Here is a 21,910-nt window from a genome sequence, read left to right as displayed (position 1 = left end):
CCTTGCCTGTTTTGAGTGTCCAGGGTGACAGCCTGGGCTGGCCAGTAAAGGCTCCTGGCTTTTGGGCATCTATTAAGCTTGTGTTGAAGCCTTTAGGTCTCTGATCATGCACTGACCATATCTCGGTCCGCGCTGCCCTCGAAATGTGCTCATGAATCGCCGCCATCGTCTTCGGTTAATCCGTTGGTTGTTGTTGAGTTCGATGATCTGCTCGCTTGGCGCGTGGGCAGAAGATCGTGTACTCGATAGTGCACAGCTGAAAGAGGAGCCTTTGTCACTGACGACATGGGTAGGGCTCCTAGAGGATTCTACTCGTACACTGACGATCGAGACCGCTCGCTCGGCCGAAATGGCCGAGCGCTTCCATCACGAGCGCATCGCAAGCGCGTCGTTTGCTTTGGGTTTCACTCGTTCGGCCTACTGGTTCCGCCTGGCCATCGGCAACAGCAGCAACCAGGCACTGACCCGTTTGCTGGTAGTGGACAACCCGCGCATTTCCCAGGTCGACGCCTACGTGCCGGACGGGCAGGGCGGCTATCGCGCCTGGCGCACAGGCGCTGATCGTCCGCAGACAACCAAGGCCTACGACAATCGCAACTTTGTCTTCCCGCTGTACATGGCGGCCAACTCGCAGCAGGAGGTTTATCTTCGGGTCGAGTCGAGCATTGGCCTACTGGTACCGCTGCAGCTCTGGACCGTCGAAGGTTTTCAGGCCTATGCGCGTGAGGACTACATGGCGCGCGCCGGCTACATCGGCATCGCCGTTGCGATGATCCTGTTCAACCTGATGCTGTTCATCGCCCTGCGTGAGCGTATTTACCTGCTCTACGTGACCTTCGTACTGTGCGCCGTCTGCGCCCTGACCATAAAGAACGGTATGGCGCCAGACTGGACGCTGTTCGGCCTGCCGCTCAACTCCAACGTGGCCTATTACTCGGGCGCATCACTGGCATTGAGCGGCATGCTGCTGTTCATGCGCAGCATGTTGCAGACCGCACGTCTTTTGCCGCGGGTCGACCGCTGGTTGCTGGCGTTGGTAGCGTTGTATCTGGTTTCCCCGTTGATCTACGCCACCGCTCTGGCGCAGGTATCGCGCATAGCCATCGTGATCAATCTGCTGACGGCTTTCGTGATGATGGGCGTGGCCTTGGCCTGCGCCCTCAAGCGTCAGCGCAGCGCCTACTTCTTCCTGGCCGCCTTTGGCCTGCTGATTCTGGGTGGCGCAACCACCACCCTGCGTGCCATGGGCATCTTGCCGACCAATGCCTTTACCGTGGATGGCCTGCAGATAGGCTCATCGCTGGAGATGCTGCTACTGGCCTTCGCCCTGGCCGACCGTATCAACGTCATGCGCCAGGAAAAGCTCCAGGCGCAAGCACGACTTTTGCAAACTCAGGAGCAACTGGTCGAAACCCTGCAACGTTCGGAGCGCGAGCTGGAGCACCGCGTCACCGAGCGTACCGAAGAGCTGCGAGTGCTCAACAGCCGCCTGCAGACGCTGAGCCTGACCGATGCCTTGACCGGTATCGCCAACCGCCGACACTTCGACGAGGTCTTGATCAAGGAATGGCAGCGTGCCCAGCGTGTTGGCTACCCTCTGGCGTTGGCACTGGTGGATGTCGACTGGTTCAAGGCCTATAACGACCACTACGGCCATCTGGCTGGCGACAGCTGTCTGCAGCAGATTGCACATACCCTGGCTGCGACCATCAATCGCTCCACCGACCTAGTGGCGCGCTATGGGGGTGAGGAATTCGTCTTTCTGGCACCGTCTACCGGCCTCGATGGCGCGCAAAGCATGGCAGAGAAGCTGGTAGAAGCCGTGGCGGCATTGGCGCTGCCGCACGAACACTCGCCGTTGGGCCATATCAGCATCAGTATCGGCGTCGCCTCGATGCGAAGCGATGCCGCAAGCCCGCCACAAAGCCTCCTGCAACGGGCCGATGCCGCGTTGTATCGGGCCAAGGCGCAGGGCCGTAACCGGGTAGCGAGCGACTCATAAAAAAGCCCCAGAGCATCGAACCCTGGGGCTGAGGATGGTCGGCATGGCGCCGACCGGGGAGAGTGGGTTCAGGCCTGCGGCTGCCAACCGCCACCGAGCGCCTTGTAGATCGCGACGATACCGCTGTAAAGCTCGACCTCCGCCGAGGCCTGGGCATCTTCGGCGGCCAGGCGCTCACGTTCGGCGTCCAGCAGCACGAGGAAATCCACCGTGCCTTCACGATAGCGAATCGCCGCTTGATCCGCCGCCGCGCGGCTGGCTTCGGCCTGGCGCACCAGGGAAACCAGGCGCTGCTGGCGCTTGGCGTAGTCGCTGAAGGCGTTTTCCGACTCTTCCAACGCCAGCAACACCTGCTGCTCGTACTGCGACAGCGCGCCATCGGCCTCGGCTTCGGCGCCGCGCAGGCGCGCCCGCACGCTACCGAGATCGAAGGCCGCCCAGCTGATACTTGGCGCCACACCCCAGGCGCGGGCCGCAGACGACCCCAGCTGCGAGCCGCGCCCGGCAGTAAAGCCGAGAAAGCCGGAGAGGCTGACGCGCGGGAACAAATCTGCCGTCGCCACGCCAACCTCTGCAGTAGCCGCCGCCAGTTGCCGCTCGGCCGCCTGGATATCCGGGCGGCGACGCAGCAGCTCGGCCGGATTGCCGATGGGCAGCGCCTTGGCAATCACTGGAAGGGGCTTGGGCGAGAGGTCGATCTGCAACTGCTCCGGGCGCTGGCCAAGCAGGGTAGCGATGCGATTCTGTGCACGCACCTGCTGCGCCTGCAGTTGCGGTAGGCTGGCTTCGGTGGCGGCCAGACGTGCATCGGCGCGCAGTACGTCCAGCTCGTTGCCAACACCGGCATCGCGCAACTGCTCGGTGATGGCACGCGAATCCTGCTGATTCTTCAGGTTCTCGCGGGCGATGCTTTCGCGCAGTTGTGCGCCACGCAGGGTTCCGTAGGCATCGACCAGTTCGGCGATCAGGCTGACCTGCAACTGGTAGTAATCAGCTTCGGCCACTTCGATGCGCGCTTCACTGGCTTCCAATTGGCGCTGGATACGGCCGAACAGGTCCACTTCCCAGGCCATGTCCAGCCCCAGGTCGTAGCGTTCCTGACGGATGCGCTCGTCCGTGGTCGGCGGCTGCTGGGCCTTGCCGAACTCGCCACTGGCGCGGCTGGTGACGGTGGGGAAGCGGTCGTTGGCCACGTCATCGCGGATCGCCCGTGCCGCACGCAGGCGGTTGAAGGCCACGCGCAGCTCGCGGTTGTCCTGCAACGAGCGCTGCACCAACTGGTTCAGCGTCGGGTCGTCGAATTGCTGCCACCAGGCGGCTTCGAAACGGCTGCGGTCGTAATCGGCCGCTTCCAGCGCGGCAATGCGCGCTGGGTCGGTCACGGGCGCTCGATAATCCGGGCCGACGGCACAGGCCGACAGCGCCAGGGTCAGGAGAGCGGGGGCAAAGGCTTTCATGCATGCGACTCCTGCAGACGGGCGGCTTTGCGGGCTTCGCGTTTTTCGACGAAGCCGCGGATCAGGACATAGAACACCGGCGTCAGCAGCAGACCGAAGAAGGTCACGCCGATCATCCCGGAGAACACTGCCACGCCCATGGCATGGCGCATCTCGGCGCCTGCACCGCTGGACAGCACCAGCGGCACCACGGCCATGATGAAGGCGATCGAGGTCATCAGGATCGGGCGCAGACGCAGGCGGCAGGCCTCAAGCACGGCCGCGACACGGTCGAGCCCCTCTTCCTGTTTCTCCTTGGCGAACTCGACGATCAGAATGGCGTTCTTGCACGCCAGGCCCACCAGCACGATCAGACCGATCTGAGTGAAGATGTTGTTGTCGATACCCGCGATGATCACCCCGGCGATGGCGGTGAAGAGCACGATCGGCACGATCAGGATCACAGCCATTGGCAGGCTCCAGCTTTCGTACTGGGCAGCCAGCACCAGGAAGGCCAGCAGCACGCAGAGCGGGAAGATGAAGATCGCGGTATTGCCGGCGAGGATCTGCTGGTAAGTCAGATCGGTCCACTCGAAGGTCATGCCGATCGGCAGTTCCTCGTTGAGCAGTTTGGCGATGGCTGCCTCGGCCTGGCCCGAGCTGTAACCCGGCGCGGCGGCACCGTTGATCTCGGCGGTGAGGAAGCCGTTGTAGTGCATCACCCGATCAGGGCCGGAACTGTCATCGACCTTGACGAAAGTCGACAGCGGCACCATCTCGCCACGGTTGTTACGCACCTTGAGCTGACCGATCTGCTCTGGCTCCAGGCGGAATTGCTGGTCGGCCTGGACGTTGACCTGGTAAGTGCGGCCGAAACGGTTGAAGTCGTTGGCGTAGAGTGAGCCCAGGTAAACCTGCAGGGTGTCGAAGATGTCGCTGATGGCCACACCGTGGGTCTTGGCCTTTTCGCGGTCGATGGCGGCATCGACCTGCGGTACGTTGACCTGATAGCTGGTGAACACCGACATCGGGTTCAGCTCCGGCAACTGGCGGGCCTTGTTGAGGATGTTCTGGGTCTGCGCGTACAGCTCTTCATAGCCCAGGTTGCCTCGATCCTGAACTTGCAGGCGGAAGCCGCCAATGGTGCCCAGGCCCTGTACCGGCGGTGGCGGGAAGATGGCGAGGTAGGCCTCCTGAATCTCACCGAACTGGCCATTGAGCTCTGCGGCAATGGCGCCGGCAGACATGCTTTCGTCCTTGCGCAGACTGAAGTCCTTGAGGGCGACGAAGACGATGCCGCTGTTCGGGCTGTTGGTAAAACCGTTGATCGACAGGCCGGGAAAGGCAATGGTGTTTTCCACACCAGGATGTTTACCGGCAATTTCGCTCATGTGCTTGATCACTGCTTCGGTGCGATCGAGCGTCGCGGCGTCCGGCAACTGGGCGAAGGCCACCAGGTACTGCTTGTCCTGCTGCGGCACGAAACCGGTCGGAGTGCTGGAGAAGCCCAGGTAACCGAGCACCAGCAGGCCACCATAGACCAGCATGGCGATGCTGCTGCCACGTAGCACACGGCGCACAGTGCCGACATAGCGGTTGCTGGCGCGCTCGAACATGCGGTTGAACGGAGCGAACAGCCAGCCACCGAACAACTTGTCGAGCCCGCGTGAGAAGGCATCCTTCGGCGCGTTGTGATCCTTGAGCAGGATGGCGGCGAGTGCTGGCGACAGGGTCAGCGAGTTGATCGCCGAGATCACCGTGGAAATCGCGATGGTCAGTGCGAACTGCTGGTAGAACTGGCCCGAGAGCCCCGAGATGAAAGCAGTCGGCACGAATACGGCGCACAGTACCAGGGCGGTGGCGACGATAGGGCCGGTCACCTCCTTCATGGCCTGCCGAGTGGCCTCGACCGGCGATTTGCCCAGGGCGATGTTGCGCTCGACGTTCTCCACCACGACGATGGCGTCGTCCACCACGATACCGATGGCCAGCACCAGGCCGAACAGCGACAGCGCGTTGAGCGAGAAGCCGAACATGTGCATGACCGCGAAGGTGCCGATCAAGGACACCGGCACGGCAGCCAGGGGGATGATCGAGGCGCGCCAGGTCTGCAGGAACAGCACGACCACCAGCACCACCAGCACGACGGCTTCGAGCAGGGTGTGCACCACCGCCTCGATGGACCCGCGGACGAAGATGGTTGGGTCATACACCACTTCGTAGTCCACGCCTTGCGGGAAGCTCTGCTTCAGCTCGGCCATGCGCTCGCGCACCGCGTCGGACAGTGCGATGGCGTTGGAGCCAGGGCGCTGGAATATCGGGATGGCCACGGCTGGCTGGTTGTTCAGCAGCGAGCGCAGGGCGTACTGGTTGGAACCCAGCTCGATGCGGGCAATATCGCGAAGACGCGTGATCTCGCCGTTGTCGCCAACGCGGATGATGATGTTCTCGAACTCTTCCTCGGAGACCAGGCGGCCCTGGGCGTTGATCGACAGCTGGAAGCTGTTGCCGGCATCGGAAGGCGGCGCGCCGAGGGCACCTGCGGCGACCTGACGATTCTGCTCACGAATGGCGGTGACCACGTCAGTGGCAGTCAGCCCGCGCGAAGCCACTTTGTTCGGGTCGAGCCACACGCGCAGTGAGTAGTTACCCATGCCGAACAGCTGCACGTCACCGACACCGTCCAGGCGCGCCAGTTCGTCCTTGACGTTGAGCGCGGCGTAGTTGGACAGGTAGAGCATGTCGTAGCGCTGATCCGGCGAGGTCAGGTGCACCACCATGGTCAGGTCCGGGGAGGCCTTGTCCACGGTCACACCGAGACGCTGCACTTCGGTGGGCAGTGTCGGCATGGTGCGGGTGACGCGGTTCTGCACCTGTACCTGGGCATTGTCCAGGTCGGTGCCGAGGGCGAAGGTCACGGTCAGCGTCAGGCGGCCGTCGATGGTCGACTGCGACGACATATAGAGCATGCCTTCGACGCCGACGATGGCCTGTTCCAGCGGCGAGGCGACGGTTTCACCGATCACCTTGGGGTTGGCACCCGGGAAGTCGGCACGCACCACAACGGTGGGCGGCACCACTTCCGGGTATTCGCTGATCGGTAGCTGGAACAGCGAGATGGCGCCGCCGATCAGGATCAGCAGCGACAGCACCGCGGCGAAGATCGGCCGCTGGATGAAGAATTGCGAGAAATTCATGAGTCTTTCCTCTAGTCGCGCGGGCTTGATCAGCCGCGCGGCGAGCGAGCTTCGATTTTGTCGGCGGCGATGCGCGGGGCCTGGCTACCATCGACGGCCTGGCGCATACGGGCCAGTTGTTCGAGGGTGCTGTCATCGGCCATGGACACCGGTTGCGGATCGACGGTGGAGCCAGGCATGGCGCGCTGCAGGCCGTTGACCACGATCTTCTCGCCCTTGCTCAGGCCGCTGCGGACGATGCGCAGACCTTCAAGCTTCGGCCCCAGCTCGATGGAGCGATAGGCCACGGCGTTGTCGTCACCCAGCACCAGCACGTACTTCTTGCCCAGGTCGGTACCGACGGCTTCGTCCTTGATCAGGGTGGCAGCGTAGGGCTTGCTGCCCACCAGCTTCAGACGGGCATACAGGCCCGGGGTGAAGCGGCCATCCTGGTTGTCGAACACGGCGCGGCCGCGAATGGTGCCGGTGCGCGGGTTGACCTGGTTGTCGAGAAAGTCCAGTTGGCCCAGGTGTGGATGGTCGGTCTCATCGGACAGACCGAGGTACACCGGGCTGGCGCCACGAGCGTCGGAGCCGGATTCACGGGCCAGCTCGACATACTTGAGGAAGGCACGTTCATCGGCATCGAAGTAGGCATAGACCTTGTCGGTGGAGACCACCGAGGTCAGCAGGCTCTCGCCGGCACCGACCAGGTTGCCTTCGGTGATTTCGGCGCGGCTGACGCGGCCGTCGATGGGCGCGGTGATGCGGGTGAAGCTGAGGTTGAGGCGGGCGTTTTCCAACTCGGCGGCGATTGCGGCGACCTGAGCCTGTGCTTCGGTGGCGGCGCTGGCACGAGCATCGGCCAGTTCGGCGGAGATGGCGTTGCTTTGACGCAGACGCTCACCACGGCGTGCTTCGTTGGCGGCGCGGGCCTGGCCGGCGCGGGCCTGTTGCAGCTGGGCTTCGAGGCGTTTGACTTCCGCCTGGAACGGACGCGGGTCGATCTGGAACAGCAGATCGCCTTTTTTCACCAGGGTGCCTTCGTCGAAAGCGACCTTGTCTATGTAACCGGAAACGCGCGGGCGGATTTCGACGGACTGCGGCGCTTCGAGACGCCCGGTGAACTCGTCCCACTCGTTGATCGGCTGTTCGATGACTTCGGCGACGCTGACCTTGGGAGCGGGCATTTGCGCCTGAGTTTGCGCAGCCTGTTCGCACCCGCTGAGTGCGAGTACACCGGCGAGGGCCAGGGGGAATATCCAGATGTTCTTGTGCTGCTGTTCCATGGGTGACTCCGCCAGTCGGATTTGTGGATTGGCGGAGTCTGCGACGAGTCTTGAAGGGCTACGAATCGAACGCCATGAATTTCAATATCATCGGGAATGATAAACGACGCACTTATATCAATTTCGATCTACGAAGGTGCACCAAGGTTCCTGGCGGCACTTGGATGGTGCGTTTCCGGATGTTTGTCAGAGGCTGTCTGGGTCGCCGCAGAACATCTGAATGCGCGAGCGCAGCCAGCGCTCGGCTGGGTCGTTGTCCTGGGCGCCACGCCAAGCCATATGCAGTTCGTAGGTTTGCGCCTCTAGCGGCAGATCCTCGGCGCGCAGGCCGCCGGCTGCGGTCAAGGCGGCTGCAGTGTAGTCCGGCACGCTGGCGACGATATCGGTTTCCGCCAGCAGAGTCGCCAGGCCGTTGAACTGCGGAACGGCCAATACGATGTGGCGCTCGCGTCCAAGCTTGGCCAGTTCGTCATCGATGAAACCGGTGAGGTCTCCGGCGAAGGACACCAGCGCATGGGGACGTGCGCAGAAATCGTCAAGGCTGAGCGCGCCGGGTACGGTGTCGGCGCGCAGCAGCTTGGCCTTTGTGCGACGCAGCACCTTGCGCTTGGCGTTGGCCGGCAGCTCTTCGGTGTAGGCCACGCCCACCGAAATCTCACCAGATGCCAGCAGGCCGGGCATCATCAGATAGTTGGTGCGGCGAATCACCAGCACCACGCCCGGCGCTTCTGCGCGCAGGCGTCGGAGCATAGCTGGCAGCAGGGCGAACTCGACGTCGTCGGAGAGGCCGATGCGAAATATAGCTTTGCTGGTCGCGGGATCGAAATCGGCGGCGCGGCTGACAGCGGTGGAGATCGAGTCAAGCGCCGGCGAGAGCAGGGCGAAAATCTCCTGCGCGCGCGGTGTCGGTTCCATGCTGCGACCGGTACGCACGAACAGGGGGTCATCGAACAGGGTACGCAGACGAGCGAGCGCCGCACTGATGGCGGGCTGGCCGAGAAACAACTTCTCCGCGGCTCGCGTCACGCTACGCTCGTGCATCAAGGTCTCGAAGACAATCAACAGGTTCAGATCGAGGCGGCGCAGGTCGTTGCGGTTCATCCGGGTACCATTCGAGGGATACGGGCCTTGTCAGCACGGCGCTGCAAATGAGAGCCTTTGCCCGGGCAATAGTACGGGCAGTGTGTAGCGGATTGAAAGTCGCTGAATCACTGACAGGCATGAAGACTATCGATAGAGTCTGATAGTGTCGCCGCCGCACAGCGGATAGAGTCCACAGTCATTGAAGTGTTAATCCGCGATCAAGCTCGAGGTAAGCGATGTCCCGCATGATCCGTTTTCATAAGTTCGGCGATGCCGATGTGCTCCAGTACGAAGAGGTTCCGACCCCTGTGCCCGGCCCTGGCGAAGTCTTGGTGCGCGTTCAGGCCGTCGGCCTGGGCTGGAAAGACGTGCTGTGGCGTCAGAACCTGGCGGCCGAGCAGGCCAAGCTTCCAGCCGGTACCGGTTTCGAACTGGCCGGCACCGTTGCGGTGCTGGGCGAGGGCGTGAACGACTTCGAAGTCGGCACCGCCGTTGCAGGTTTCCCTGCGAGCACGCCGAACCGTTACCCGACCTGGGGTGATCTGGTGCTGATGCCCAGCCATGCCCTGACCCGTTATCCCGACGTTCTCAGCCCGGTCGAGGCCAGTGTTCATTACACCAGCCTGCTGTTCGGCTACCTGGCTCTGAACGATCTCGCTCACCTCAAACCCGGCCAGCATGTGCTGATCACCGAGGCCAGCCACTGCATGGCACCACAGACCGTGCAACTGGCCAAGGCGCTGGGTGCCAAGGTCATCGTTTCCACCAGTTCTTCGGAGGATCGCGAGTTTCTGCGTGGCCTGGGTGCCGACAAGGTGATCGCCACCGAGGAACAGGACCTGGTCCTGGAAGTCGAGCGCTACACCGAAGGCAAGGGTGTCGAGGTGATTCTCGACCAGTGTGCCGGCCCGCAGATGAAGCTGCTGGGTGATATCGCCGCGCCGCGCGGCAAGCTGATCCTGTATGGCATCAATGGCGGCAACGATACGGCTTTCCCTGCTTGCGCCGCATTCAAAAAGCACCTGCAGTTCTTCCGTCACTGCGTGCTGGATTTCACCGGGTGCCCGGAGTTGGGTATCGAGCCGAACAATGATGCCGTGCAACGCGCGCTCACGCACATCAACCAGATGACTGCGGACCGCCTGCTGACGCCGGTGATCGACAAGGTGTTCGACTTCGAAGATTTTGTCGAAGCGCATCGCTACATGGAAACCTGCCCGAACCGCGGGCGGGTGGCCCTGAAACTGGCCACGGATTAAAGTCCTTGGCCATGCGGTCGCTATAACCTAGGTCTACGTTCGTTCTAAGGATAGGTACATGAGTCTGGTTACCGGCGACGCGCTATCGTTGTTGTTGTTTCGTTTGCATAGCGGCCGCCTGCTGGGGATCAACCTGCTCAAGGTCAACGAGATCATTCCCTGTCCAGCCTTGACCAAGCTGCCCAATCGTCACCCCAACGTGCGCGGCATCGCCACCTTGCGTGGCGCCGCGATGACGGTGATCGATCTGGCTCGCGCCATCGGCGAACGCGGTGCGGCTGACGAAGATGACGGCTGCCTGATCGTCACCGAGTTGAGCCGCTCGCGTCAGGGGCTGCACGTGAAAAGTGTCGAGCGTATCGTGCAGTGCTCCACCCGTGACGTGCGTCCGCCACCCGCCGGGGCCGGTAATCGTGCCTTCATTACGGGTGTGACCCAGATCGATGGCGCCATCGTGCAGGTTCTCGATATCGAGAAGGTACTGCACGACATTGCGCCTGCGCTGGAGGAAGCACCCGTCGGGCAACTGCTCGACGGCCAGGATGCTCGCCTGCTGCAAGGTCGCCGTGTGTTGCTGGTCGACGATTCGCAAGTCGCGCTGCAACAGACCCTCAACGTGCTGCGCCAACTGGGGCTCGATTGCACGGCAGTGCGCAGTGCCCAGGCTGCTCTGCAGCAACTGCACGAATACCATCAGGCCGGGATGCCATTCGAGCTTTTGGTCTCGGACATCGAGATGCCTGAATTGGATGGCTACAGCCTGGTTCAGGAAATCCGTCGCAGTCCCGATATTGCCGACACCTACGTGCTGCTGCACACCTCGCTGGACAGCACCATGAATACCGAGAAGGCGCGTTCGGTCGGAGCCAACGCAGTACTGACCAAGTTTTCCTCGGTCGATCTCAGCCAGGCACTGCTCGATGCCTTCCGGCAAATGAGCGGGCAGCACTGAGCCCGCCACTGCAACCCCTTGCCGCTTGACGGCAAGGGGTTGCCTCGCTTCCTTTCTAGTCGATTATAAAATTCAATACTTTCAATTGGTTAAGCGCGCCTCATGAGCTGGCATGCGCTTTGAATCAGTGCGCCTGGCAATTGCAACTCAGTCAAGGAGCACGGCATGAGCACGATTGGAGGTATTGGCAGTTACGGTGGCATATCCCTGACGGGATTTCGCAACAAGCAGAGTGAAGAGCAGGGCGAGCTGGCCCAGTTGGCGCGCAATGTCGAGAAGACCACGCGCACGGCGAACGCCGAGTCTGAACGCGAGTTCCGCGCCAGGCAGGCTACGGAGGAGGGCTTTGCTCGTTTGCGCGTCGCCCTGCAGAACGCGCCGGATGGCAAGGTCGAGACATCAGTCAGTTCAGGGCAGGTAGAAAAGCCACTGGGCGATGAGGGTGGTAACGCCGCGCTGGAGGCTTTCAAGGCCTACATGGCGATGACTCCGGCCGAGAAGATGCGCGACAGTATCCTCAAGGAAATAGGCATGACAGAAGAGGAGATCGAGGCGCTGCCACCTGAGCAGCAGAAGGCAGTCGAAGAAGAAATTGCCCAGCGCATGGAGGAGCGAGCCAAGATGCAGGCCCAGTCAGAAGACAATGGTCATTCCTATGGGCTGATCTGATCGGCGTGCGCCTTGTTGGATGGGTGGTTCAGGGTTGGGCCTGTAAAAACCGTGATGTAAATCACGGATGATTCTCCGTCCTGGTGAATGACCGTTGGAATTTTCATGAGTTGAACTGTCTATCAATCGACGACGGTTCAACCCATGGGCTCTAACCGGTTGAGCTTTCACCAACGTAGAGAATCTTTATCAGGTCGTTACCAATATGGATGTTCTTTCCGAGTTCTTCGAGCGCACGAGCCTGCAAGGGCGACTGTTATTCGCCGGCCCGGTAGACGGTACCCTGGTGCTGGATAAACCTCCTGGCATGGCATTCATCCACGTGATCGAGCGAGGTGCACTGGATATGGTGCACGCCGACAAGCCTCGTATCGCGATCAGTGAACCCAGCGTTCTGTTCTGTCCCAGCACCTGTTGCTACAAGCTGCGTGCGCACCAGCCCGGCGGCGTGGATCTGATCTGCTCCTCGTTCCAGTTCGGGCGTTCGGGGCAGCAGCCATTTCCGCTGGGCCTTTTGGAAACCCTGGTGTTTCCGCTGAGCGCCCTTGAGCAGCTCGGGCCGGTGATCGGCTCACTGGTCAACGAATTCCGTACACAGGCACCCGGCCGGAGCAAGGCGTTGAACCTGCTGTTCGAATACGTGTTCGTCCTGCTGGTGCGCCGCGCGGTGAACGAAGGGCGCATAACCAGCGGCCTGCTTTATGCGCTGCAAGACAGTCAACTGGGGCCCGCGCTGATCTGCATTCACCAGGAACCCCAGCTGGCCTGGAGCGTCGAGCGTCTGGCAGCGTTGGCGAAGATGTCGCGTACCAAGTTCGCAGCGCTGTTCTCCGAGGTCATGAGCATGACGCCCATGGCCTATGTGACGGCCTGGCGCATGAAGGTGGCGCAGGATCTGCTGCGTGAGGGGATGCCGATCAAGGTGGTCGCCGATGCAGTGGGCTACGCATCGCAAGCGTCGTTCTCGCGTACCTTTGCCCAGCACGTCGGGCAACCGCCAGGCGAATGGCTACGGGCTGAAGGGGAGGACCCGCCAGCGAAGCTGCAGGTGCAGATTTACCGCGATTGACTCTGGCCAAGCCCAGGGCTGCCGGCGCCCTGGGCATTTTCACCCGTCAGGCGACGACCGGAATCAGCGGGTCGGCTGCGGCCAGGGCGATCTCACGCTTGGCCTCCGGCGGGTAGATCCACTGGGTGTTGATCTGCGTTTTCAGCTCTTTGCCTTCCTTGCCGGTCAGCACCACCTTGCGCTCCCAGCCCTCGGTGAACACTGCACCCCAGGCGCCCAGGTCCAGGCAAGTGACGTACTTGGGTTGGCTGTAGGGAATCGGCTCGACACCCAGCAAATCGGCTGCCGCGTTATTACCAGAGGAGCGGCCGAGAGCGATGGCATGCTGGCAGGTCATCAGCGCGTGATTGCCACGATCATCCACCGCGGCATAAGCGGTATCACCGGTGGCGTAGATGGCGTCCTGACCGAGTACTTTCAGATTGCGGTCGACGTGTAGGCGGCCAAAGGCGTCGCGCTCGCCATCGATCTGCTGCGTCAGCGGTGAGGCTTTAACCCCTACGGTCCAGATTACGGTGCTGGCTTCGATACGTTCGCCGTTGTCGAGCTGGACGCCATGCTCATCGACCATCGACACCGGCCTACCGAGCTTCCAGGTCACGCCCAATGTGTCGCTGGCTTCGGCGATCACCGAGGCGATTTGCTCGCCCATGACGCTGCCGACCTTTTTGCCCATGTCGACGACAATCACCCGCACATCGGCCCCTTTACCCAGAATGGCGCGCAGCCGCGCCGGCATTTCCGTGGCCGTTTCGATACCTGTGAAACCACCGCCGACCACCACCACGGTGTTACGAGCCTGGCTGGACGGTTTGTCGCGTAGGCTCTGCAGATGGGCTTCAAGTTTCTGCGCCGACTCCAGGCTGTCGACATCGAAGGCGAAGCGGTCGATACCGGCCAGTGGAGGCCGGGCGACCTGGCTACCAGAGGCCAGAATCAACCGATCGAAATTCAGTTCGGCCTGGGCGCCGCTCGCGTCACGGTAGATGACTCGCTTGCCTGCGGCATCGATACGCGTAGCGCTGCCCTGGACGAACTGCACACCGACCGCATCGAAAAGCGGGCCGAGTGGGGCAACGGTGGTGGCCAGGTCGCTTTCATAGAAACGCGGGCGTACGCGCAGTTCCGCTTGCGGAGCGAGGAGGGTAACGGCGACGTCCAGGCGCTGGTGCTGGTCCAGCAGGCGAACGGCGCTCAGCGCACTCCACATACCGCCGAAGCCGGCACCGATGATCAGGATCTGCTGTTTCATATCGTGAATTCCCATAGTCGCTGAAGAAAAGAAGTGTTGGCTGGCTACGGGATCGATTGTGTGGTTGTTTTGGATCAGGGTATTGATCCAGTATCTGCAAAAATAACTAGTCCACTTAGAGGCCCTATGCCACTCGATAAAACCCCACCGCAAGTGGTCTTTCTGCCGCTGGGAACGCCGGAGGAGGGAGTCAGCCTGCAGGGATGGCTATACGAGTCGCTGCGCCGCGCGATTCTGGGCGGGCGCCTGCCCGCTGGCAGCAAGCTGCCCAGTACTCGCTCCATGGCCGAGTACTACGGCCTGGCACGCGGGACGGTGCAGGCTGCTTATCAGCAGTTGCTTTCCGAAGGCTACCTGCAAGCTCGGACCGGCAGTGGTACGCGCGTCAGCGAGGTATTGCCGGACCCGACGTTGAACGCGGGATACGTTCGGCGCAAGGTGGTGGCCGAGGTGGAAGAGAAGCGCGCGGCACCTGACACGCCTTGGCTGAGGCGTCTGGCCGAGATCGAGCCCATCTTCTCTCGGCGAACGCCGCCAACCGGGGTGCGTCCGTTCTTTCCTCACCGTGGCGATATCAACGCCTTTCCCATCGACCTGTGGCGCAAGTTGCACACGCAGCAGTTGCGCAGCTCGCGCCTGACAATGCTGCTCGACGCCGACCCGGCAGGCTTGCCCGAGCTGCGTGAAGCCATCGCCGGCTACCTGGCCATCGCTCGCGGGGTACAGGTTTCGCCGGAGCGCATCCTGGTGCTCGGCAGCGTGCAACAAGGCCTGGATATCTGCCTGCGCTTGCTGGCACCAGGCGACTCTCAGGTGTGGATGGAAGATCCGGGTTATCCCGGCGCACGGCAGTTGATGGACATCTCTGGAGTGACGCGAGTGGACGTTTCGGTGGATCAAGCAGGCTTGCGAGTGGAAGAGGGCATACGTTCGGCGCCTGGTGCACGACTGGCCTACGTCACACCTTCACGCCAGGCACCACTGGGCGGTGAGTTGTCGCCTGCACGCCGCCTGGCCTTGCTGAAGTGGGCGACGGAGCAGGGCAGTTACATCTTCGAAGACGACTACGACAGCGAGTACCGTTTCATCGCCAAGCCCATTCCAGCGTTGCGCTCCATGCCGGGTGCCGAGCACTCGGTCATCATGGCCGGGACCTTCAGCAAACTGCTGTTCCCCTCGATTCGCCTGGCCTATCTGGTGCTGCCTGAGCATCTGATGGAGAGTTTCACCCGTGCATCTGCACTAATGTCGCGCCATGCCAACAGCCTGGCGCAGGCCGTGCTGGCCGACTTCATCCATGAGGGGCATTTCGACCGCCATGTGCGGCGCATGCGCAAGATCTACGCATCACGTGCCGATGCCTTCGCCGAAGCTGCGCACAAGCATTGGCAAGGGCTGATCGAGGTGCCGGAAATTCGTGCTGGGATGGATATCGCCTGTCGTTTGCAGGTAGAGACCGAACAGGATGCTTTTGGCCGTCTGCAGGCTGCCGGTATCGATGCGATACCGCTGTCACGTTACTGCGTCAATCCGCGAGGGCCGGGACTGGTAATGGGCTTTGCACCCTATGAGGAACGCGCCATCGAGGATGCCGCGAGGGCAGTTGCGCAGATCCTGCGCGGCTGAGAACTGCCCCGGCCAAGGCCGGGGCAGCGACCATCAGAGGATGCTCAGCGGGTATTCGACAAAGGCACGAATCTCGTTGAGATCCGGCCCTACGTCGGTGCTGGAGCGGTAGATGGAGTTGCGCAGGCGCAGGTGCAGATCCTTGGCCGCGCCACTCTGGAAGGTGTAGCCGATCTGGTTGAAGATCTCGCGTTCGGTACCATTGTTGTCGCTACCGGTATCGATGTTGTCACCGCGTACGTAGGCGAACTTGTAACGCAGACCCGGCACACCGTACTCGGCGAAGTTCAGCTCGTAGCTGGCCTGCCAGGAGCGCTCGTCCTTCAGGTTGAAGTCCGAGTAGTAGGAGTTGGCCACATAGATGGTTCCGCCGCCGTCGCCATAATCTTTGGCAAATCCGGCATCGCCGCTGTTGCGCTGGTGAGCGACGATAAAGGCATGGGCGCCAATGCTGTATTTGGCCGCCAGGCTCCAGATGGTGTTGCGGTCACCTTTGCCATCGCCGCCGTAATCCAGGGCTGCCACGGAACCGGTGTCGTACTTGGTGCGATAGATGTTGAAGTCGAAATTCAACGCCTGTTCGGCGGCCAACACCAGGTTGTAATTGACGTTGGCGTAATAGCGTTTGTACATGTCCTCGAGGTCGGCGTGATAGAGCGCCAGGCTCAGATCGTCGCTGACAGCGTAGCTGCCACCGAGCACATCGATGCTCTTGAGTCGGTTGGGATCGCGTGCCGAGTCACCCATCGGGCTGTCAGCAGTGAAACGACCTGCATTCAGTTCCAGGCCTTCAATTTCGTTGCTGGTGACCAGCGTGCCGGTGAAAGACTGTGGCAGCAGACGAGTGTCGTCATGGGCCAGAACCGGCAGGGAAGGGAACTGGTTGCCGTACTTGATCACGGTATTGGAGATGCGCAGCTTCACCGCACCGCCTGCCTGGGACAGCTCGTCTACTGGGCGACCTTCGCTGTCGGTATCGAAGAAGGGGCGATAGTTGCGGCCGCGGCCACTGTCGAGCTTGACCCCGAGCAGGCCGAAAGCATCGACGCCAAAGCCGACGGTGCCCTGGGTAAAACCGGACTCGAAGGTAGCGATGAAACCCTGACCCCAGGTTTTCGCATCGTTGGTGTTGTCTTTGAAATCACGGTTGAAGTAGGCATTGCGCAGCAACAGATCGAGGCTGGCGTCCTCGACGAAACCATTGGCTTCGGACTGGCTGCTGGCGTGGGCCAACTGCCCGCCAAGCGCGAGGCCGCAAGCCAGCGCGAGACAGTGCTTCTTGTACATGAGTGCTCCGGTGTTGGTATGTTTTCTTGTCAGGCCTCGCATCGAGACAAGGCCCAGTCCAAAAGGACCGCTCATAAATATCACCGAGACGTTACAGGCACTACTGAAGGTGGTCGATGATCACTATCGACTTCTTCGATGAGGGCTTGGCAGCGAGCGGGGGTAGGCTTCTCCCCGATGAAGATTCCAGGGGTGGCGGCTTTTGCATCTCTCCCGGAAGCCGACGCTCTGGCTCCACTTCATCTCCTTTGGTTAAGACGACTTGTGGCCGCCTGGTGATCCAGTGCGGCTTTTTTTTGCGTTCGTACAATGCTTGGTGGTGCAGCCGACGGCTCAGTGAAAATCCCGACTGCGTATATCCAGCCCCGTCAGCATAGTCGTCATGTCCGTCAGACGCCCGGCGATCACGTGGCGCACACCGTCGACGGTCTCCAGGTGGCCATCGATGCGCAGCATCTGCGACTGCACCAGAACCCGTCGCTGCCGCTCGGCCAGGTCGTGCCAGACGACCACATTGACCAGACCGAACTCATCTTCGAGGGTGACGAAAATGACGCCGCTGGCGGTTTGCGGCCTTTGCCGGCCGATCACCAGACCGGCAATGCTGACAGGCCGGCCGTGCTCGACTGCCTGTAGCTCCCGCGAGCTCTTGCAGCGTATCGCGCGCAGCGCCTGGCGCAGCAGGGCCAGAGGATGCGGACCGAGCGTGGTGCCAAGCGTGACATAGTCGGTCAGCAGGTCTTCTCCTTGCGATGGTGCAGGCAGACTCAGGATTTCTTCACTCGGCGCAGACACGCCAGCGAACAGAGGCAGTTGCTCCTCGACGCCAGCAACCGCCCAGCGCGCCTGGTAGCGGTGGCCAACCAGGCCGGAGAGTGCGCCTGCATCGGCCAATCGCTCGCGCGCCGATGCATCCAGGCATGCACGTATGCTGAGGTCTTCGACATCACGGAATGCGCCGCACTGGCGCGCCTGTTCGATACGGCCCGCATCGTCTTCGCGCATGCCACGAATCATCCTCAGCCCCAGGCGGATGGTCGGCTCGCCATGTTCATCGGGCTCCAGGCTGCAATCCCAGTCGCTGTAGCGCACGTCCACGGGACGCACTTCGACATCATGTCGCCGTGCATCCTGCAGCACCTGATCCGGACTGTAGAAGCCCATCGGCCAACTGTTGACCAGCGCGCAGGCATAGGCAGCGGGCTCGTGGCACTTCAGCCAGCAACTGGCATAGGCGAGCAGGGCGAAGCTGGCCGCGTGCGACTCGGGAAAACCGTAACTACCGAAGCCCTCGATCTGGCGGAAGATCCGCTCGGTGAATGCCTGCGTGTAACCCTTTTCCAGCATGCGCGAGGTCAGCCGCTGACGATGCGGTTCGAGCCCGCCATGACGTTTCCAGGCGGCCATGCTGCGGCGTAGTTCATCCGCCTCGCCGGGTGTGTACTCGGCAGCGACGATGGCCAGCTCCATGACCTGCTCCTGAAACAGCGGCACGCCGAGCGTGCGCTCGAAGACCGGCTTGAGTTCATCAGAGGGATAGTCGATCGGTTCTTCGCCGTTTCGCCGACGCAGGTAGGGATGCACCATGTCACCCTGGATCGGTCCCGGACGGACGATGGCCACCTGGATCACCAGGTCGTAGAAGGTGTTCGGACGCAGTCGTGGCAGCATCGCCATCTGCGCACGGGACTCGATCTGGAACGCGCCGATGGTGTCTGCACGGCTGATCATGGCGTAGGTGGCCGGGTCTTCCTTGGGCAGGGTGGCCAGCGTCCACTGTGTGCCGCGGTAGCGCTCGATCAGGCCGAAACAACGGCGCAGTGCGCTGAGCATACCCAAAGCCAGCACGTCTACCTTGAGCAGGCCGACCCTGTCCAGATCGTCCTTGTCCCACTGGATGACAGTGCGCTCGGCCATCGTCGCGTTCTCCACCGGCACCAGCGTATCGAGGGCATGCTCGGAAATGACGAAACCGCCCGGATGCTGCGACAGATGGCGAGGGAAGCCGATCAACTCGCCAGTCAGTATCAGCACACGCCTGAGCAGTGGATTCTGCGGATCGAACCCCGCCTCCAGCAGGCGCTCGGGCGCTGGCGGGCCGCTGCTCCAACGGCCACAGCAGTCAGCCAGCGCATTGACCTGATCAGGCGGCAAACCAAGAGCCTTGGCGACGTCGCGTATCGCCCCGGCGCCATGATAGGTGTTGACCACGGCCGTGAGCGCAGCCCGCGTTCGACCGTAGCGACGAAACACGTACTGGATGACTTCCTCGCGCCGTTCGTGCTCGAAGTCGACATCGATGTCCGGCGGCTCGTTACGCTCGCGAGAGAGAAAACGCTCGAACAACAACCGGCTTTGCGTGGGGTCCAGCTCGGTGATGCCGAGCGCAAAACAGACGCTCGAGTTGGCTGCCGATCCCCGACCCTGGCAAAGAATATGTTGCTCGCGGGCGAAGCGGACGATGTCGTGCACGGTCAGAAAGTAGCTTTCGTATTCCAGCTCGGCGATCAGTGCCAGCTCGTGTTCGATCTGTGCGCGGGCCCTGGCCGGCACTCCTTCAGGCCAGCGCTCGGCAGTGCCACGCTCCACCAGAACGCGCAGCCAGGATGTGGCGTCATGACCTGCCGGCACCAGCTCGTGCGGGTAGTGATACTCCAGCTGATCGAGATCGAAGTTGCAGCGCTCGGCGATACGCAGGCTCTGTGCGAGCAGCTCGGGCGGATACAGCTCGGCCAGCTCCTCAGCTCGGCGCAGATGCCGTTCGCCATTGGCAAACAGATAGGCGCCGGCCTCAGCCACGGGCAGATGATGACGGATGGCGGTCATGCAATCCTGCAGGGCGCGGCGGCCACGGGCATGCATATGTACGTCGCCACAGGCCACGGCCGGCAGGTCGTGATCGCCTGCCAGCTCGAGTAGGCGCTGCAGGCGCGCGGTATCGTCCGCGCTGCGGTGCAACTCAACGCCCAGCCACAGGCGCTCGGGAAACAGCGAGCGAAGCCAGGGCAGGGCGCTGGCGTCACCGTCGCTGAGCCAGATGGCCAGCAGGCCATCGAGCGGCGCCACGAAATCCTCGTGCAGCAATCGGTAGGTGCCTTTTGCCGCTCGGCGCCGCGCCCGAGTGATCAGGCCGCATAGCGCCTGATAGCCCGTCAGGTTCTCGGCCAGCAGCACCAGCTTCGGGCCTTTTTCAATGACCACCTCGCTGCCCACGATCAGCTTTACGCCAGTCTTCTTCGAGGCTTCCCAGGCGCGCACGATGCCCCCCAGTGTGCATTCATCGGTGATTGCCAGGGCGCGATAACCCAACCTTGCCGCGCGCTCGAACAATTCCTGCGCACTGGACGCGCCGCGCTGGAAGCTGAAGTTCGACAGGCAATGCAGCTCGGCGTAATCACTCATGCGAACCAGCCGTGCAGCAGCAATGGCCCATCACTACCGACTGTGCGATACGCCCAGCCGCGCTGACCGGCACGGGTTTGCACCACGTAATAGTCGCGGCGCACATCCTCGCCATCCCACCAGCCGGACTCGATGCGCTCCGGGCCGGAGAGAATGCGCAGCGAGGCCTCACGCATCGGCAGGGGCTCGCTCAGCAGCCAGCCGGGGCGCGGGCCGCTGGGAGGCAGCAAGGGGTTGGTCGGTTCATGTTGCCAGGCATGCTCGGGACGGTGATCGGCTCTGGCACCGAGGCCATGCAGGGCGTCATCACCGAGGCGCGCCCTTAGCCGCTCACGTAATTGCTCCCAGGGCTGGTTCTGCTGTGGACGCTCGTCGAACAGTTGCTGATGCTGCGGCGCAAAGACCGGCAATTCACGCGCCTCCAGTCGCACGGCCAGCACTGGCGCTGGTAGCTGCTGATGCTCCAGACGACCGCGTGTCAGCTCGAACAGCATGCCGGGATCACGCTCGGCGCTGAGCAGGCCCACCTGTATCTGCGTATCGGCACCCGCGCGGTGTTCCAGATGCAGGGTGAAACGCTGCACGCCACTGTCACGACAGGCCAGGTAAGCCGCCAGATCGGCTGTCAGCCGGCGCAACGGGAACAGCAGTGCCTGATGCGATTCCACTTCGAAACTCAGCTCGATACGAGTATCGAAAACATCCGCAGGCATGAAGAAGTCCAGCGCTAACGGGCGCTGGCCAGACAGGGTATCGAGATGACGTAGCACTTCGGCAGGAAAACGCTTGGCCAGGCTGTCACGCGGTAGAGCCAACAATTGCCGCAACTGCCTTAGCCCCATGCGATTGAAGGCCATGGTAACCGTAGCCGATAGCCCGAGACGCTCCACTGGCAAGGGATCGAGCATCTGCTTGAGCATCCGCTCATCACTTGCCATCAACCCATCACCGACATTGACCAGCACTCGGGCCGCTGCCGGATTCGGCGCGACGGCAATGCGGTGCTGGAAGGCCAGCGCCGAAAGCTCGGCGCGCAATCGTGCTTCGAAACGCGACCAGGGACCGAACAGTCCCAGGCTGGACTGCACCTCCAGCAGCAGGCAGCGCGGATAGTGCAGGCTGACCTGGGCACTGAACCCATAGGCCCAGGCGGCCAGAAACTGCTGCCAGCGCTCGATGGCCGCAAGATCGTATTCTGCCGTGGCAACCCCCCGTGTCAGCGTCTGCGCTGCAGTCAGTGACTGGCCGGGCTTCAGTCCCAGGGCTCGGGCTGCCGGGTTGACCGCCTGTAGAACGCGCCGTTGTGGCGAGCCGGTAAGCAGCACCAACGGCTCGCAGGGATTGGCGCGGTGGCGCTGCACGCCGTCCATGGCCAGTTGCGGTAACAAGATGCAAGCCCAGAGCATGG

The 21,910-nt window shown here is 62.2% G+C and carries 14 protein-coding genes; 6 read left to right on the top strand and 8 right to left on the bottom strand.

Going from position 1 to position 21,910, the window contains the following annotated elements:
- Nucleotides 1-151: 151 nt before the first annotated feature.
- Nucleotides 152-2,002 (top strand): diguanylate cyclase, encoded by a 1,851-nt coding sequence (locus GV002_RS09385; RefSeq protein ID WP_160018042.1) that lies wholly within the window; start codon nt 152-154, stop codon nt 2,000-2,002.
- Nucleotides 2,003-2,070: 68 nt separating this feature from the next.
- Here GV002_RS09385 and GV002_RS09380 read toward each other — a convergent pair whose 3' ends face one another.
- From GV002_RS09380 to GV002_RS09365, 4 genes are all read right to left on the bottom strand, one after another.
- Nucleotides 2,071-3,459, bottom strand: a complete 1,389-nt coding sequence (locus GV002_RS09380; RefSeq protein ID WP_160018041.1) for an efflux transporter outer membrane subunit — start codon at nt 3,457-3,459, stop codon at nt 2,071-2,073.
- Nucleotides 3,456-6,635 carry an efflux RND transporter permease subunit gene (locus GV002_RS09375; RefSeq protein ID WP_160018040.1) on the bottom strand — a complete coding sequence of 1,060 codons (3,180 nt, stop codon included), beginning with the start codon at nt 6,633-6,635 and terminating at the stop codon, nt 3,456-3,458. Before GV002_RS09375 ends, GV002_RS09380 begins: the two co-directional genes overlap by 4 nt.
- A gap of 29 nt (nt 6,636-6,664) precedes the next feature.
- The gene (gene mexE / locus GV002_RS09370) at nt 6,665-7,903 is read right to left on the bottom strand and encodes a multidrug efflux RND transporter periplasmic adaptor subunit MexE (protein WP_160018039.1); all 1,239 of its coding nucleotides are present in this window, start codon (nt 7,901-7,903) and stop codon (nt 6,665-6,667) included.
- 186 nt (nt 7,904-8,089) lie between these two features.
- The gene (locus GV002_RS09365; protein ID WP_100548906.1) at nt 8,090-9,004 is read right to left on the bottom strand and encodes a LysR family transcriptional regulator; all 915 of its coding nucleotides are present in this window, start codon (nt 9,002-9,004) and stop codon (nt 8,090-8,092) included.
- A gap of 218 nt (nt 9,005-9,222) precedes the next feature.
- Between GV002_RS09365 and GV002_RS09360 the strand changes: the two genes are divergently transcribed.
- From GV002_RS09360 to GV002_RS09345, 4 genes are all read left to right on the top strand, one after another.
- Nucleotides 9,223-10,245, top strand: a complete 1,023-nt coding sequence (locus GV002_RS09360; protein ID WP_160018038.1) for a zinc-dependent alcohol dehydrogenase family protein — start codon at nt 9,223-9,225, stop codon at nt 10,243-10,245.
- 58 nt (nt 10,246-10,303) lie between these two features.
- A complete protein-coding gene (locus tag GV002_RS09355) occupies nt 10,304-11,197 on the top strand; it encodes a chemotaxis protein CheV (RefSeq protein WP_072424018.1) in 894 nt (297 codons plus the stop codon).
- Nucleotides 11,198-11,362: 165 nt separating this feature from the next.
- Nucleotides 11,363-11,866, top strand: a complete 504-nt coding sequence (locus tag GV002_RS09350) for a hypothetical protein (RefSeq protein WP_160018037.1) — start codon at nt 11,363-11,365, stop codon at nt 11,864-11,866.
- A 205-nt stretch (nt 11,867-12,071) separates the two neighbouring features.
- Entirely contained in the window at nt 12,072-12,935 is an 864-nt protein-coding gene (locus GV002_RS09345; RefSeq protein WP_160018036.1) for a helix-turn-helix transcriptional regulator, read from the top strand.
- 46 nt (nt 12,936-12,981) lie between these two features.
- Here the strand turns inward: GV002_RS09345 and GV002_RS09340 are convergent, their stop codons facing one another.
- Complete coding sequence (locus GV002_RS09340) at nt 12,982-14,187, bottom strand: NAD(P)/FAD-dependent oxidoreductase (RefSeq protein WP_160018035.1); 1,206 nt, start codon at nt 14,185-14,187, stop codon at nt 12,982-12,984.
- Nucleotides 14,188-14,313: 126 nt separating this feature from the next.
- Between GV002_RS09340 and GV002_RS09335 the strand changes: the two genes are divergently transcribed.
- The gene (locus tag GV002_RS09335) at nt 14,314-15,813 is read left to right on the top strand and encodes a PLP-dependent aminotransferase family protein (RefSeq protein ID WP_160018034.1); all 1,500 of its coding nucleotides are present in this window, start codon (nt 14,314-14,316) and stop codon (nt 15,811-15,813) included.
- 33 nt (nt 15,814-15,846) lie between these two features.
- Here GV002_RS09335 and GV002_RS09330 read toward each other — a convergent pair whose 3' ends face one another.
- The 3 genes from GV002_RS09330 to GV002_RS09320 form a co-directional block, all read right to left on the bottom strand.
- Entirely contained in the window at nt 15,847-17,100 is a 1,254-nt protein-coding gene (locus GV002_RS09330) for an OprD family porin (protein WP_160018033.1), read from the bottom strand.
- A 333-nt stretch (nt 17,101-17,433) separates the two neighbouring features.
- Nucleotides 17,434-20,502, bottom strand: coding sequence for an error-prone DNA polymerase (locus GV002_RS09325; protein WP_160018032.1), 3,069 nt, complete (start codon nt 20,500-20,502; stop codon nt 17,434-17,436).
- Nucleotides 20,499-21,908 (bottom strand): Y-family DNA polymerase, encoded by a 1,410-nt coding sequence (locus GV002_RS09320; RefSeq protein ID WP_160018031.1) that lies wholly within the window; start codon nt 21,906-21,908, stop codon nt 20,499-20,501. The genes GV002_RS09325 and GV002_RS09320 overlap by 4 nt, the downstream gene beginning before the upstream one ends.
- Nucleotides 21,909-21,910 lie beyond the last annotated feature (2 nt).

It is taken from the genome of Pseudomonas sp. 8O (genome assembly GCF_902506495.1).
GTDB lineage: Bacteria > Pseudomonadota > Gammaproteobacteria > Pseudomonadales > Pseudomonadaceae > Aquipseudomonas > Aquipseudomonas chaetocerotis.
Note: the sequence above shows the minus strand (reverse complement) of the source record. Positions and strands in the feature narration are given on the sequence as shown.

Bases quoted from the DNA above. Each gene is read 5' to 3' on its own strand.
- GV002_RS09330 (WP_160018033.1), bottom strand. From the start codon at position 17,100: ATGTACAAGAAGCACTGTCTCGCGCTGGCTTGCGGCCTCGCGCTTGGC.
- GV002_RS09335 (WP_160018034.1), top strand. From the start codon at position 14,314: ATGCCACTCGATAAAACCCCACCGCAAGTGGTCTTTCTGCCGCTGGGA.
- GV002_RS09320 (WP_160018031.1), bottom strand. From the start codon at position 21,908: ATGCTCTGGGCTTGCATCTTGTTACCGCAACTGGCCATGGACGGCGTG.
- GV002_RS09380 (WP_160018041.1), bottom strand. From the start codon at position 3,459: ATGAAAGCCTTTGCCCCCGCTCTCCTGACCCTGGCGCTGTCGGCCTGT.
- GV002_RS09360 (WP_160018038.1), top strand. From the start codon at position 9,223: ATGTCCCGCATGATCCGTTTTCATAAGTTCGGCGATGCCGATGTGCTC.
- GV002_RS09365 (WP_100548906.1), bottom strand. From the start codon at position 9,004: ATGAACCGCAACGACCTGCGCCGCCTCGATCTGAACCTGTTGATTGTC.
- mexE (WP_160018039.1), bottom strand. From the start codon at position 7,903: ATGGAACAGCAGCACAAGAACATCTGGATATTCCCCCTGGCCCTCGCC.
- GV002_RS09355 (WP_072424018.1), top strand. From the start codon at position 10,304: ATGAGTCTGGTTACCGGCGACGCGCTATCGTTGTTGTTGTTTCGTTTG.
- GV002_RS09385 (WP_160018042.1), top strand. From the start codon at position 152: ATGAATCGCCGCCATCGTCTTCGGTTAATCCGTTGGTTGTTGTTGAGT.
- GV002_RS09325 (WP_160018032.1), bottom strand. From the start codon at position 20,502: ATGAGTGATTACGCCGAGCTGCATTGCCTGTCGAACTTCAGCTTCCAG.
- GV002_RS09350 (WP_160018037.1), top strand. From the start codon at position 11,363: ATGAGCACGATTGGAGGTATTGGCAGTTACGGTGGCATATCCCTGACG.
- GV002_RS09345 (WP_160018036.1), top strand. From the start codon at position 12,072: ATGGATGTTCTTTCCGAGTTCTTCGAGCGCACGAGCCTGCAAGGGCGA.
- GV002_RS09375 (WP_160018040.1), bottom strand. From the start codon at position 6,635: ATGAATTTCTCGCAATTCTTCATCCAGCGGCCGATCTTCGCCGCGGTG.
- GV002_RS09340 (WP_160018035.1), bottom strand. From the start codon at position 14,187: ATGAAACAGCAGATCCTGATCATCGGTGCCGGCTTCGGCGGTATGTGG.